We start from the raw sequence: 12,562 nt of genomic DNA on the forward strand, positions 1-12,562 counted from the left end.
GCCCTACTGGCGCCGATGGACGACGAACTACGGCGTAGGACTCTCCCTGACCCGTTCGCCTACCAGCATCCGCATCGCAGAGGAGGCTGGTGGCAGTGGCGCCTCTATGACGAAACCGACCTTCTCTGATAGCCCGGACCTCACAGAAGTAGACGCTCGCGCGTTGTTAGGACCTCTAAGCCCACTCGGCGCCGCCACCCCCAAGGGCACAGCGCGATCCACGTGCAAGAGTCCCTGATCCCCGCGCCCCTACGCCTCGGTGCAGGTTGCCGCCGACTCGCTCGACCGCGGCACTGGTCGGCGCAGTGCCCGGCGTGAACGTGGATGCCGAAACGGTCGACAGGCCTCGTCTCGGCACGACCGGCAACCGCTGGCGCGGTTGCCGAACTCACCTACGGCACGCCGCTGAGAGCATCCCCGGGCGCGGGGAGCAGCCCGCGTGACCTGCCACCACACAAGCGTGCCCGTACCTGTCGCTGCTTCGTGAAAACTGACCCCCTGGCAGTCTCCGAATCTTGACCCCCTCCGGACTCTTGGAGGGTGCTGAACGTGGAGGACTGGGCAGAGATACGCCGGCTGCATCGAGCGGAAGGTGTGCCCATCAAGGAGATCTCGCGGCGACTGGGGGTGGCCCGCAACACGGTGCGGGCCGCGTTGTCCTCAGAGCGACCGCCGAAATACGAACGGACACCTCGGGGATCGGTCGTCGACCCGTTCGAGCCGCAGATCCGCGTCCTGCTGAACGAGTGGCCGCGGATGCCGGAACCGGTCATCGCCGAGCGAATCGGCTGGCCGCACTCGATGCCGCCGCTACGGAAGCGGCTGGCGGTGATCCGACCGGAGTACGTCGGCATCGACCCGGTCGACCGCGTGACCTACGAGCCCGGCGAGATCGCCCAGTGCGATCTGTGGTTCCCCGAGACGAAGGTGCAAGTCGCTGCCGGGCAGGAACGGGTTCTGCCGGTGCTGGTGATGTCGCTCGGGTTCTCCCGCTTCATGACCGCGACGATGATCCCGACCCGCCAGGCCGGCGACATCCTATCGGGCATGTGGTCACTGATCAGTGGCATCGGCAGGGTCACCAAGACGCTGGTCTGGGACCGTGAGTCCGCGATTGGCGGGACCGGGCGGGTGACCGCTCCCGCGGCGGCGTTCGCTGGAACGCTTGCCACCAAGATCAAGCTGGCGCCGCCCGCGACCCGGAATACAAGGGAATCGTTGAACGCAACAACCAGTACTTGGAGACCTCGTTCCTCCCCGGCCGGCAGTTCACTTCCCCGGCCGACTTCAACCACCAGCTCGGCGACTGGCTGATCAGGGCCAACGCGCGGACGGTCCGCTCGATCCAGGGCCGGCCGGTCGACCTGCTGGAGACCGACTACTTGTCGATGCTCCCGCTGCCGCCGATCACCCCGCCCATCGGGCTGAACCACCGCATCCGGCTGAGCCGGGACTACTACGTCCGCGTCGACACCGTCGATTACTCGGTCGACCCGCAGGTCATCGGCCGTTTCGTCGACATCACCGCATCCCCGCAGGAGGTCAGGGTCCTCTGCGAGGGCCAGCTCGTCGCCCGACATGCCAGGTCCTGGGCCAAGCAGGCGGTGGTCACCGACCCGGTCCACGTCGCAACCGCCGCCCGACTGCGTCAGGCCTTGGCGTTCGACCGCGAAAGACGTGCGGCAGCCACCCGCCAACACGCCGACGACCACAGCGTCGCGCTGCGGGCCCTGCCGGACTACGACGCCCTGTTCGGCGTCGACTTCAACCCGTCGTCCACGAAAGCGAAGTGACCCATGACCACGGCCATCACGCCCGACCAGTCCACCGCGGTGACCGGGCCGAAGGACGGTATGCCGTCCATGCTCGCTTACCTGACCCGGGTGCTGAAGATGCCCACGATCGGTGCGACCTGGGAAGAGCTCGCCGATCAGGCACGCGACCAGAACTGGTCCCACGAGGAGTATCTGGCCGCCCTGCTGCAGCGGCAGGTCGCCGACCGCAAGTCCAAGGGCACCATGATGCGGATCCGCACTGCCCACTTCCCCCAGGTCAAGACGCTGGAGGACTTCAACCTCGACCACCTGCCATCGCTGCGGCGCAACGTCCTTGCCCACCTTGCGACCGGCACTTTCGTCGCGAAGGCCGAAAACGTGATCCTGCTGGGGCCGCCCGGCATCGGGAAAACCCACCTGGCCATCGGCCTCGGGGTCAAGGCCACCCAGGCCGGCTACTCGGTCCTGTTCGACACCGCCAGCAACTGGATCGCCCGCCTCGCGACAGCCCACCAGGCCGGCCGCCTGGAGGCCGAGCTCAAGAAGATCCGCCGCTACAAGTTGATCATTATCGACGAGGTGGGCTACATCCCGTTCGACCAGGACGCGGCGAACCTGTTCTTCCAGCTCATCGCGTCGCGCTACGAGCAGGGCTCTGTGATGATCACTTCGAATCTCCCCTTCGGGCGGTGGGGAGAGACCTTCTCGGATGACGTCGTGGCAGCCGCGATGATCGACCGCCTGGTCCACCATGCCGAGGTTCTTACCCTGACCGGCGACTCCTACCGCACCCGCCAGCGACGCGAACTGCTGAACAAGGAGAACGGCGCCGAACGCCGGTAATTCACAGCGCCCACCAGCAATACAACCGCTGACCGGAGGTCCGAGCGCGCTGAGCCAGTCCAGCCAGGCCCTTCAGAACGTCCGCCGCGACTTCGGCGCCGATCCGAATCTGCTGGAGTTCGTCGGTCTTCGACCATGGCTCAGCAAAGCGAACGAGGTCGTCCTGCGGCGCCGTGACGAGGGCATCGAACAGGGTGTCCGACAAGCTGACCACAAAGGGCGGGCCGTCCTCCTCCGACGACAGTAGTTCTCCGGACCGCGGGCGTTCGCTGGCCTCCTCATAGCTGCAGCCCGTCATGATGGCCTCAAGTTGGGCGATCGCGACGACCGGGTCGATGTTCTTGAGGAGGAACACGTCGAGCTCCGCTCGACCCGGTCCTCCCGGAGTCTGGAGGACCGCGACGGCGGCTTGGTCGTCAGCGGCGGAGAAGTAGTCACACAGCGTCATGCCGCCGATTCTGGCATCCACGGCTGACAACCCTGCCGACACGACCAGGGCACTCGGCGGCCAACAACATTGGGGGTCAGTTTTCAGAGACTCGCCGGGGGTCAGATTTCAGAGAGCGTTGACAGTACCATCCGCATACGGCAGCGGTGCGGTCGCGGGCACGGGCACGGGCACGGTTGGAAGGGCATCGGCGCCAGCCTCAGAGCATCAGGAATCCTCAGTTGTCCGGCGCCAACCTCCGGTTGGTGCCGGACCGGCTGATGTCCAAGTCGAGGAGCGCGGTCAAACCTGTGCCGCTGTTCCAGAAACCGAGCAGGTCGACATCGACGAGGACCAGGTTGTGGCGGGCGGCAAAGGCACGCGCCTGCTTGGTGAACTTGCAGGAGGCTACGAAGAGCGGGACGTCCGCGCCATGCTCGCTGCGGGCGGTGCCGTTGAACTTCTGAAGGTCCGGGCTTCCGACAGTGCGGTGCTTCGCATAGCGCTTGCACTGCACCACGAGCTTGCGGCCATCGGGCATCCGGCCCACGACGTCGGCACCCAAGTCGTTCGCGGCGCCTACACGGCGCACCTCGGTGCAACCGTCCCGGCGGCAGAGCTCCGCGACGTACTCCTCGAACTCCAGAGGACTCATGGCCCAAACCGCTTCGACCGACCGCTGGGCCTGGACCTTGGCCTGCTCCGCCAGGCGAACCTTCTCCGCCGCGGCCTCCCGACGCCCAGCCCGGGCCAGGGCCCCGATCACTGCACCCACCCCCAAGACCGCTAACACCATCAGCGCAACCATGCCCGATCCCATACTCAGGTCCTCTCCTGCATCGCCACCAGCCAGCTACTGCTCCCCATCCGCAGCGTGCTCTACGCGTGGGCGGCTCCGGACGGACCGTGCTGGTGGCGGTGGCCGTCCTGCGGATGGAGAGCACCCCGGGCAGCGGAGCTGCCCTCGCCACGAGGGAACTCGCCTTCTCCCTGAGATGGCCACCCGCTGCGGTCCCCCGGCCGGACTCGTCCGCGTGGCCGGCGCTCGCTGGAGCGCCGGCCTACGTCGAATGCGGGTTCATGCGGTACCCGCTGAGGAGGAGCGGTGGAGGCGGTCGGTGAGGTGCGGGGCAAGGGTGCGGACGTTGGTCTCCGCTTCGGTTCGGGTTGGGCCGGGCCCGATGGTGTCAGCGGTTGGCGTACGGCAGCAGGGCCGTTTCGCGGGCGTTCTTGATGGCGGTGGCGAGGGCGCGCTGCTGTCGGGCGGTGACGTGGGTGACGCGGCGGCTGCGGATCTTGCCGCGGTCGGAGATGAACTTGCGGAGCAGGTCGGTGTCCTTGTAGTCGATGTATGTGATGCCGGCTGCGTCGAGCGGGTTGGTGCGGGACTTCACGGGCTTGCGGGGGTCGTGGCGGCGGGCCATGGTGCGGTTCCTTCGGTTGAGCGTTTCAGTGGGGTCGTGCGGGGTCAGGAGGCGTCGAGGAGGGAGTCGAAGGCGGCGGGCAGGTGCTTCCACGCTTCGCGTCCTGCCTGGTACTCGGCGTCGTTGAGGAGGCAGGAGTCGAGGAGTTCTTCGAGTCCGTCGCGGTCGAGGCCGGGTGAAGTGAAGACGAGGTGCTGGCAGCAGTCGCCGTGCTCGGGGTGCCAGTCGAGGGCGGCTGCCGCGCGGCGCATCGGCGGGACCATCTCCCAGGCGGCGTCCGGTAGTGACGCGAGCCAGGGACCGGCGTTCTCCACGCACAGCGCTCCGCCGGCGGAGTCCCAGGCGAGCAGGGTGTCGGGGCGGTCGGCCAGCCAGAACCGGCCGCGGCTGCGGGCGGCGGCGCAGCACAGGTCCTCGAGTGCCTCGTAGAGCCGTTCGGGGTGGAACGGACGGTGGCGGCGCCAGACGAACGTGGTGACACCGGCCTCGTCGGCGTCCTGGGGCAGCAGCGCGCAGGCGGGGTGCTGGGCGGCGGCGGCGGCTTCGACGTCGAAGCCCGCGAACGCGGCTTCGACGAGTTCGCCGGATCCTGCCGGGACGCGCCGGGCGGTGGGATGGAGCTGCGCGAGGAGGGCGTGGTCTTCCTCGTCCGCCTTGTCGCTGTCGACGACGGCGAGCACGGGTGCGTACTCCAACTGGCGGGCCCAGGTGTCCCCGACGGTCCGCTGATCGGTCGCCGCGGCCGCGAGGCCGACTTCTGCCAGGTCGTCGCCGTTGCCGAGGCACGGCAGGATGAGCGCGGGGTCCACGGCCGTGATGACGTTCGCCAGAGCCAGGCGGTCTCCCCCGTGGCCGGCGATGACCTCTGCCATGGCCTTCGGTTCGACCGAGTCCCACAGTTCGACGACGGCGAGCCGGGTCAGGCCGCTGTCCGCCAGCCTTTCCAGTTCGGGTACGAGGTCGGCGCGCAGCGCGCAGCACGCGCAGTCGTTGACCAAGGGTGTCTCGCTGGAGGAGAGGGGGCCGGAGGCGTCGCGGACGGTACGGAGCACGGTGCCGGCGGGCGCGCCGGCGAGGTCGTGGTGCAGGGCCGTGCTGCCCGGGACGGTCCGCAGGAGTCGACTCACGACCTCTTTGCGCGCATCGGCGTGCAGTCCGGCGACGATCACGACGGGCAGTGCGTGTTCGTCGGTCATCAACGGGCTCCGTAGCGGCGCTGGAACTTCTCGACGCGGCCGGCGGTGTCGAGAACGCGGGCGGTACCCGTGTAGAAGGGGTGGCTCGCCGAGGAGATCTCCACGTCGACGACCGGGTAGGTGTGGCCGTCCTCCCACTCGACGGTCTTGTCGCTGGTCATCGTGGAGCGGGTGAGGAATGCGGTGCCGGAGGCGGAGTCGCGGAAGACGACGGGCCCATAGGCGGGGTGGATTCCGGGCTTCATTGCGGGGCCTTTCGATGGGATGGAGGCGGCTCGATGGGATGGGGCAGCGCTCTTCGCGGAAGTCGGCGTGCCGGCCGAGCACAGGGCCGTACGTGCGGAGCACTGGGCGGGCGGGCTCATTACGCCGGTTCCTACGTGTCACCTGGGTGAACCCGGAAGCCCGGAATCCACGTGCCCGCCGTGGAACGGAGCATGGCGACCGGGCCTCTGTCGTCGAGTGCCGCACCCACACTACATGGTAACGATTTTCATTTCCAATACTGTAGAGTGATCGCCATCCCAACCAGCGAGAAAGGCGGCAGCCACCCATGCCAGCCCACTGCCAACTGACCGGCACCCAGCCGGGATTCGGCAAGACCATCTCCCACTCCCACCGGCGCACCTCGCGTCGCTTCGACCCGAACATCCAGCGCAAGCGCTACTGGCTGCCCAGCGAGGGCCGCCACGTCCGCCTCACGCTCAGCACGAAGGCGATCAAGACCGTGGACACGATCGGCGTCGAGGCCGCCGTGGCGCGCATCCGCGCACGAGGGGGGAAGATCTGATGGCGAAGCGAAGCAAGATCGCGAAGAACGAGAGGCGCAAGGAGATCGTCGAGCGGTACGCCGCACGGCGGGCCGAGCTCAAGGAGATCATCCGTCGCCCGTCCTCCACGAGGTCGGAACGGGGCACGGCCCTGGCGGAACTGCACCGGCAGCCACGCGACGCCAGCGCCACGCGCGTACGCAACCGCGACAGCACGGACGGCCGCCCCCGCGGCTACCTGCGCAAGTTCGGCCTCTCCCGCGTACGGACGCGCCGGCAGGCACACGCCGGCTTCCTTCCGGGCGTGACCAAGTCCTCCTGGTAGGCACTCCCAAGGGGCCGGTCACCGCTCCGACGCATCGGCCCGAGCGCAGCCACTCACACACCGCGCGCGCAGTCCGGGTCGCCCCGACTCTTCGCTCTGCGGACCACTCCGGCATGCCCCGCCCTGAAGGACGGGGTACGCAGCGGGCGCGTTCGGTCACCCACCTGAGGAAAGGCGGTTCTCCAGTGGCCGAGGCAGCGGGTAGGCACGCTCTGCGGGGAACAGTCGCTGGGCTTTCGCTGCCTGCCCGGACTGCGCCAGGGAGACAGCCTTGCGGACCTGCGGGGTCAGGTCGGCGAGACTCACCATCCAGTCGTCGGTGAACGTACGCATCAGATGGCGGCCGATGCCGACCTGGATGCTGTAGTGGTTGAGCGCCGCCCCGCGCGACGAGCGCTCCGGGTCCCATTGGACGTGGACGGACGCCTCGGCGACGGCCGCCGGGTGGGCTGTCGTGAGCACGGCCCGGGAAAGAGCCTCCTCCCAGCCCTCCCGCGTCATTCTCACCGCGAGGATGCGTTCCTGACCGGGCTTGCGGCCCCAGTTGCTGCGGTGCATCAGCCACATGAACGACGGCTTGATCCACGTCATCCGGTGGAATGAGAACGGCGCGACGAAGCGGCCCGCCCGCAGTGCCGCGTCGGCGATGGCAGGCGTGTACGCCTGGTAGACCACGATCGTGCGAGCGTCGTAGTCGGCACGAATCTGATACCGGGGTGCCATGCGCTGGACCCTGCCATCCGCCCCACGCGTCTCGCCAACCGATTTCCCGCACTGGCCGCACGGCCGACTCCGAAAGCTCCGGTCACAGAGACTCGTTGATGGCAGCGGCGAGGCCGGTCGCTTCGTAGCGGACTGCGAGTCGCGCATAGGGATCTCGGCGTCGTCGACGGCCGGCTCGCCACGGCCTTCGGATTCCCCACGGTGGGCACAGAGCGCTCCCGTCGTCTCGGCCGGGCGGTTTGCGACCGGGGCGGTGCAGGAGGCGGTGACAGCGGTCAGAGCGGTCAAGGTCGCGCAGGCCATCGCAGGCAGGCAGCGCAGCGGGGCATCGTCGGCGAGGTTCCTTTGGGGTCGGTGAAACACAACGGTAGGGATCGTCCCTGCCGAAGGCGCAGAAGCTGGGGTGACGTCACCCCAGCGGGGACGTGGCTTTGTTCATGAGAACGGGCTCTGGCTCACTTTCCGTTTCCGTGGAGGGCTGGTCAGGTGCGATGTCAGTGGGGTGTGGTGGGATGACCGGACTCTGCTGCCGTGACCTGCGGGGAGACCGCCTTCATGCCCGTGTACTCGTCTCTGACTCACGCCCTGGCCGAAGCCTTGGTCGATGTCCTGTGGTTCATCGAGGGCAGTGAAGACGAGCAGATGGATCCGGACGACGCCGTGAAGGTTCTTGAGAGCGTCGCCCGCCTGGTCAGCAAGCTGTCGAGCGACCAACGGAGCGAACTGATCGATCTGCTCGGAACGATGGCCGAGGCAGAGTCCGACCCCGCACGGCGGGAGTTCATGGAAGGGTTTCCGGAAGGCTTCGGGCTCCTTGATGATGCGGTCTGACCTCGCGTCCACCGAGGTCCTGGTCTTCAGGAAGAGGTACTGACGCCTGGCTTGCCCGGGTGCCCTGTCCGTCGGGCAGCTCGGCACGGACGCCGCGGGAGGGACAGAAAGCGTAGAGGTCGAACGCGTAGCTCTCCCCCGGGGTCGTCACCCAGGATCGCGACGGGTTCGGCCTGCTCGCGCCGGTCGGCGCGGGCGGGGCGGGCGGGCCCTCTCGTGCGTGGGGTGGGCGGCCCCCTCGTCCGCGGGGGGGGCGCCCGTGCCTGCCCCGTAGCGGTGGTCACCTTCCCGAGCAGTCGCCCGCTTCTTCGCCGGGTTCGCCCAAGTGGGGGCGCGGTGAGCGGCGTGGCCGCGCTTTGTGGTGTGCCATGGCTACGTGCAGAGGAAATGGGATCTGGGCCGGCTGAGAACCCTCGCCCGGCGCCGTACGGCGGCCGGGCCGGCGGGATCCTTCGCCGGTGGGCCGGAACCGGACGCGGGAGCAGGCAGTCGTACGGCTCCGGGGACGGCCGCGGAGCGGGGAACAGGACCGGAGCAGGGTACGGGGCCAGAGCGAGGCACGGGCTCGGAGCAGGGCTCACGAGCTGTCGGGAACCGGTATCAGAGCTGGGCGCTGGCCGCCTCCGCGTTGCCGGGGCTCGCCGCGCTCGTCGCCGTGTTGTTCACCTGGATGCAGGTCGGCCAGGCGAGCAAGGAGCTACGCATCGCCGAGGCCGGACAGATCACCGACCGGTTCAACACCGCGGTCGGCAACCTGGGCTCGGCGTCGCTGCACGTCAGGCTCGGTGGCATCTACGCCCTCGGCCGCATCGTGCAGGACTCCCCACGCGACGACCCCGCCGTCACCTCCGTCCTGTCCGCCTACGTCCGCGACCGGGCGCCACTTCCCACGAAGAAGCCCGCGCCGACCGACGGGACGCCCACTCCTCCCAGCGACGTGGCCGCGGCCCTGACCGTCCTGGCGAACAGGCAGGAGTCGGCGCGACCCTTGACGATCGACCTCAAGCAGGTCGACCTGCGCGGGCTGGAAGGCGACGCCGTACCGGTCTTCGATGATCCCTTCACCTCCAAACGGAACTTCCGGTACGCGAATCTGGCGGGCTCCGATCTCAGCGACGCCAACATCGCTTGGTACGACTTCCGTCGGTCGTTCTTCGAAGAGGCGAACCTGACCGACGCGCAGCTCACCGAGTCGGACCTACGCGAGACCGCGTTCAATCTCGCGAACTTGACGCGGGCGACTCTCGTCGGTGCGGACCTCACCCAAGCGCAGCTCACCGGTGCCGACCTGTCGGGCGCGGTTCTCAGTCACACCGACGAGAGCACCGGCAGCACGAAGGACGCCATCCTCGTCGAGGCGGATGTGTCGGAAACGAAACTGGTCGACGCCGACCTGCGGGGCGTGAAACTCGCCAGGTCGTTCCTGGCCGGGTCCGACCTGACCCGTGCCGACTTCGGCGGCGCCGACCTGAACGGCGCGACGCTCAGCAGGGCCGGCTCCTCTTTCATCACCACGGACGTCAAGCTCGCACGGACCTCTTTCAGATTCGCCGACCTCCGCGGCGCCGACCTACGCGGCGTCGACTTCACCGACGCCGACCTGCGGGGCGCTGACCTGCGCGGCGCACAGTTGTCCGGGGCCCGCCTGGCAGGGGCGAAGGTCGATGCGAAGACACAAGGGCTTCCCGCCACGGCGCAGTGAGGAGTTCGACGGCGTACTCACCAGGACCAAGATCGTGACGACCGGAGGGGACGTACGTCCACGCCGGCGCGTTGTCAGCCACTCGCTCGGCGCCCACTCTGAATCATGGCGTTCACGCCCTGCCCACCCAGCCATTCCAGGATGCGTAGCATCACGTCCTCCATGCCGTCCTGGTCGGTCGTCTTTGGCCAGCGGCCTCGTTCTCCTGCCATTGCCTCGACCCTGACGAGGCCTTCGCGGCAGTTGGGCGCCCACGGGCCGAGCTCGGCAATCAGCGACCGGTCTCCAGTACGGCGAAGAGTTCAGCGAACGCGCAGCTGCCAGCGGTCGATCGGAGGCGTCCGAATCACCTTCCCCAGACCGATGTCGATACCGATGCCGATATCGATGCCGATGCCGATGCCGATGCCTGCAAGCGATCAGCTGTCACTGAAGGACGACGCTCACGCCCCGTTCCTCGAAGATCTCCAGGAGCAGGTCGAACAGCGCGACCTCACGGTCGCCGTCAGGGACACGCTCTACCCACCGCGTCCGGGCCTCGGCCGAGGACTCCCAGTGCAAGGTGAACGGAGCGGTGGCGCCCCAGTCTCCGTGCAGGCAGTCGTCCAGAGCGTCAAGGTTCCATCCGAAGTATCCGCCGGGTCCGTTGACGGCCTCACCGATCGCACAGTAGAAGCTGTCCTCGTCGACGATGTGTCGGCCGTCCAAGGTGAACACCTGGCCCGCCGGGGCATCGGGCTTTCCCTGGCGTTGGTACTTCCGGGACCACAGCGCCACCGACAGCCACGCGTGTCTCGCCTCGGGTGCGAGTTCGTGCCACATGCCGGTGTGGGTCAGCCGACCCGAGCGGACCAGGTCCCACGCTCGTTCCGCTCCGGGCAGGGCGTTCTCGCACCACAGCGTCACCGTGAGGTCGACGAGGCCGGCTCCACGGACGGAAGGTTTGACGTCGACGACGGTGACCTCGTGGACGAAGTAGGTCCCCATGGTGGCACCGTCCCCGTCGAGAAGGGCGAGCCAGGCGTTACCCGCCACGGCACGACGGCCACCGACATGATCGACGCTCTTCAGTAGGCCACCTTGCGGGAAGCAACCTTCGAGGTGCACTCGGCGCGCTCCCTCCTCATCCGGCAGAGGCGTGAAGAGCCCCTCGGCCTCGTGAGCAAAGCCCCAGAAGTCACTGCCGTCCTCGTCCGAGGTCAGCGCGTACTTCTGCCCCTCCTGGCCCCGCCCTGCTGCTCGCATCGCTCCCCCGATGTTGCCCAGACCGAGGACTTTACTGGGCTACCGGGAACGAGTTCACCGACATGTCCGACCGGGCGATGAAGGACCGGCCGACCACCTACCGCGGCTTCCTCACCGAGCTCCCGAGCTCCCGAGGCATCGCCAAGCCACTACCTGGGTCTCCCCTCGGCCAATGCTGCCGGGGAGAGCCACACTCTTGATGCCGTCGAAGAATTCAGAAACGGCTCCAGCCCTTGCCGACGTCGGGCGCGGACGCGATGCCGGCAAGGATCCCGATGCCCCCGGCCACGCTGCCAGGGCATGTGCCGGAAGTGCTCCTGCGACTTCTTCGTCTCAGGTCACTAGCCGACGGAGACAACCCGGTCGGGACGGCCGTTCAGGGTGATGGTCACTTCGTGGACCGCGCCTCCCCCGGTGGTCATGCGAATCCGGTCCGGGGCCGTCCACGCGGTCTCGCTGAGAGGATGTCTGACGTGGCGAGTTTCGCGAGTTTCTTGTAGCAGGTCAGGGCGGCGGCCAGGCCGAGGAAGGCGAGGAAGTGCGATCCCTTCCGTTCGTATCGGACGGCGAGACGGCGGTAACCGAACAGCCAGGCGATCGACCTCTCGATCTTCCAGCGGTGCCGGCCGAGCCGTTCGCTCGACTCGATGCCCGGGCGGGCGATACGCGGGATGATTCCGCGTTCACGCAGCCAGGCGAGGTGGTCGGCCGAGAAGTACGCCTTGTCCGCGCGGAGCTTGACCGGCCGGCGCCGGCGTGGCCCCCGGCGGGAGCGGACCGCGGGTATGCCGCGGATCAGCGGCTTGAGGGCCTGGCTGTCGTGGGTGTTCGCGCCGGACACGGCGACGGCCAAGGGGATGCCCCGGGCCTCGGACAGTACGTGCAGTTTGCTGCCCTTCTTGCCCCGTTCGACCGGGTTCGGCCCGGTCAGCGCACCCCCCTTTTCGCCCGCACACTGGCGGCGTCGACGATCGCGGAGGTCCAGTCGAGCTCGCCCCGGGCGCCGAGCTCGTCCAGGACCGCCCGGTGCAGACGACGCCACAGTCCTGCCTTCGTCCACGCGGTGAACCGGCGGTGCGCGGTGGCGGGTGAGACACCGAACGTCTCCGGCAGGTGCCGCCAGGCACACCCGCTGCTCAGGACGTACACCACTGCCGTGAAGACGGCCCGCTCGTCCAACGGCGCGGTCCCACCGCCCTGGGGACGGGACGAGAACGGCGGCATCAACGGAACGACCAGCTCCCACAGACCATCAGGAACCAGTCGCTGCGACAAATCAACACCCACGACCGCCATCATGC

Annotated in this window: 13 protein-coding genes and 1 pseudogene; 6 read left to right on the forward strand and 8 right to left on the reverse strand. The window is 68.3% G+C overall.

Features of this window, described 5'->3' with window-relative positions:
• Window positions 1-540 precede the first annotated feature (540 nt).
• Together istA and istB are read left to right on the forward strand one after the other, a co-directional pair.
• Window positions 541-1,793 (forward strand): annotated as a pseudogene (istA, locus tag ACIQFX_RS37885) (IS21 family transposase).
• Window positions 1,794-1,796: 3 nt separating this feature from the next.
• The gene (gene istB, locus ACIQFX_RS37890; protein ID WP_402472860.1) at window positions 1,797-2,618 is read left to right on the forward strand and encodes an IS21-like element helper ATPase IstB; all 822 of its coding nucleotides are present in this window, start codon (window positions 1,797-1,799) and stop codon (window positions 2,616-2,618) included.
• Between the two features lies 1 nt (window position 2,619).
• On the opposite strand, the gene ACIQFX_RS37895 is transcribed toward istB, so the two are convergent.
• The 5 genes from ACIQFX_RS37895 to ACIQFX_RS37915 form a co-directional block, all read right to left on the reverse strand.
• On the reverse strand, window positions 2,620-3,087 hold the full coding sequence (locus ACIQFX_RS37895; protein ID WP_125819619.1) for a hypothetical protein: 468 nt from the start codon (window positions 3,085-3,087) through the stop codon (window positions 2,620-2,622).
• A gap of 196 nt (window positions 3,088-3,283) precedes the next feature.
• Window positions 3,284-3,853 (reverse strand): restriction endonuclease, encoded by a 570-nt coding sequence (locus ACIQFX_RS37900; protein WP_402472863.1) that lies wholly within the window; start codon window positions 3,851-3,853, stop codon window positions 3,284-3,286.
• Window positions 3,854-4,232: 379 nt separating this feature from the next.
• Complete coding sequence (gene rpsR, locus ACIQFX_RS37905) at window positions 4,233-4,469, reverse strand: 30S ribosomal protein S18 (RefSeq protein ID WP_402472866.1); 237 nt, start codon at window positions 4,467-4,469, stop codon at window positions 4,233-4,235.
• A 44-nt stretch (window positions 4,470-4,513) separates the two neighbouring features.
• Window positions 4,514-5,665, reverse strand: a complete 1,152-nt coding sequence (locus ACIQFX_RS37910) for a CobW family GTP-binding protein (protein WP_402472868.1) — start codon at window positions 5,663-5,665, stop codon at window positions 4,514-4,516.
• On the reverse strand, window positions 5,665-5,910 hold the full coding sequence (locus ACIQFX_RS37915; RefSeq protein WP_402472871.1) for a type B 50S ribosomal protein L31: 246 nt from the start codon (window positions 5,908-5,910) through the stop codon (window positions 5,665-5,667). The genes ACIQFX_RS37910 and ACIQFX_RS37915 overlap by 1 nt, the downstream gene beginning before the upstream one ends.
• Window positions 5,911-6,218: 308 nt before the next feature.
• Here ACIQFX_RS37915 and rpmB point away from each other — a divergent pair, with 308 nt between their 5' ends.
• The gene (gene rpmB, locus ACIQFX_RS37920; protein ID WP_402472874.1) at window positions 6,219-6,455 is read left to right on the forward strand and encodes a 50S ribosomal protein L28; all 237 of its coding nucleotides are present in this window, start codon (window positions 6,219-6,221) and stop codon (window positions 6,453-6,455) included.
• Window positions 6,455-6,760, forward strand: coding sequence for a 30S ribosomal protein S14 (gene rpsN / locus ACIQFX_RS37925; protein ID WP_402472876.1), 306 nt, complete (start codon window positions 6,455-6,457; stop codon window positions 6,758-6,760). The genes rpmB and rpsN overlap by 1 nt, the downstream gene beginning before the upstream one ends.
• Window positions 6,761-6,916: 156 nt before the next feature.
• Here rpsN and ACIQFX_RS37930 read toward each other — a convergent pair whose 3' ends face one another.
• Entirely contained in the window at window positions 6,917-7,483 is a 567-nt protein-coding gene (locus ACIQFX_RS37930; protein ID WP_402472879.1) for a DUF4291 domain-containing protein, read from the reverse strand.
• A gap of 531 nt (window positions 7,484-8,014) precedes the next feature.
• On the opposite strand from ACIQFX_RS37930, the gene ACIQFX_RS37935 reads away from it, so the two are divergent.
• Together ACIQFX_RS37935 and ACIQFX_RS37940 are read left to right on the forward strand one after the other, a co-directional pair.
• Window positions 8,015-8,314, forward strand: coding sequence for a hypothetical protein (locus tag ACIQFX_RS37935; protein WP_402472882.1), 300 nt, complete (start codon window positions 8,015-8,017; stop codon window positions 8,312-8,314).
• 628 nt (window positions 8,315-8,942) lie between these two features.
• Window positions 8,943-10,016: a pentapeptide repeat-containing protein gene (locus ACIQFX_RS37940; protein ID WP_402472884.1), complete on the forward strand. Its 1,074-nt coding sequence runs from the start codon at window positions 8,943-8,945 to the stop codon at window positions 10,014-10,016.
• 426 nt (window positions 10,017-10,442) lie between these two features.
• On the opposite strand, the gene ACIQFX_RS37945 is transcribed toward ACIQFX_RS37940, so the two are convergent.
• Both ACIQFX_RS37945 and ACIQFX_RS37950 read right to left on the reverse strand, forming a co-directional pair.
• Window positions 10,443-11,051, reverse strand: a complete 609-nt coding sequence (locus ACIQFX_RS37945; protein WP_402472885.1) for a barstar family protein — start codon at window positions 11,049-11,051, stop codon at window positions 10,443-10,445.
• 628 nt (window positions 11,052-11,679) lie between these two features.
• Window positions 11,680-12,557, reverse strand: a protein-coding gene (locus ACIQFX_RS37950) for an IS5 family transposase (RefSeq protein WP_402472987.1) whose coding sequence is annotated in 2 segments (ribosomal slippage) — window positions 11,680-12,206 and window positions 12,206-12,557 — 879 coding nt in all. Because the reading frame shifts where the segments join, the coding sequence is not laid out codon by codon here.
• Window positions 12,558-12,562 lie beyond the last annotated feature (5 nt).

This window comes from Streptomyces sp. NPDC093089, from assembly GCF_044754405.1.
GTDB lineage: Bacteria > Actinomycetota > Actinomycetes > Streptomycetales > Streptomycetaceae > Streptomyces.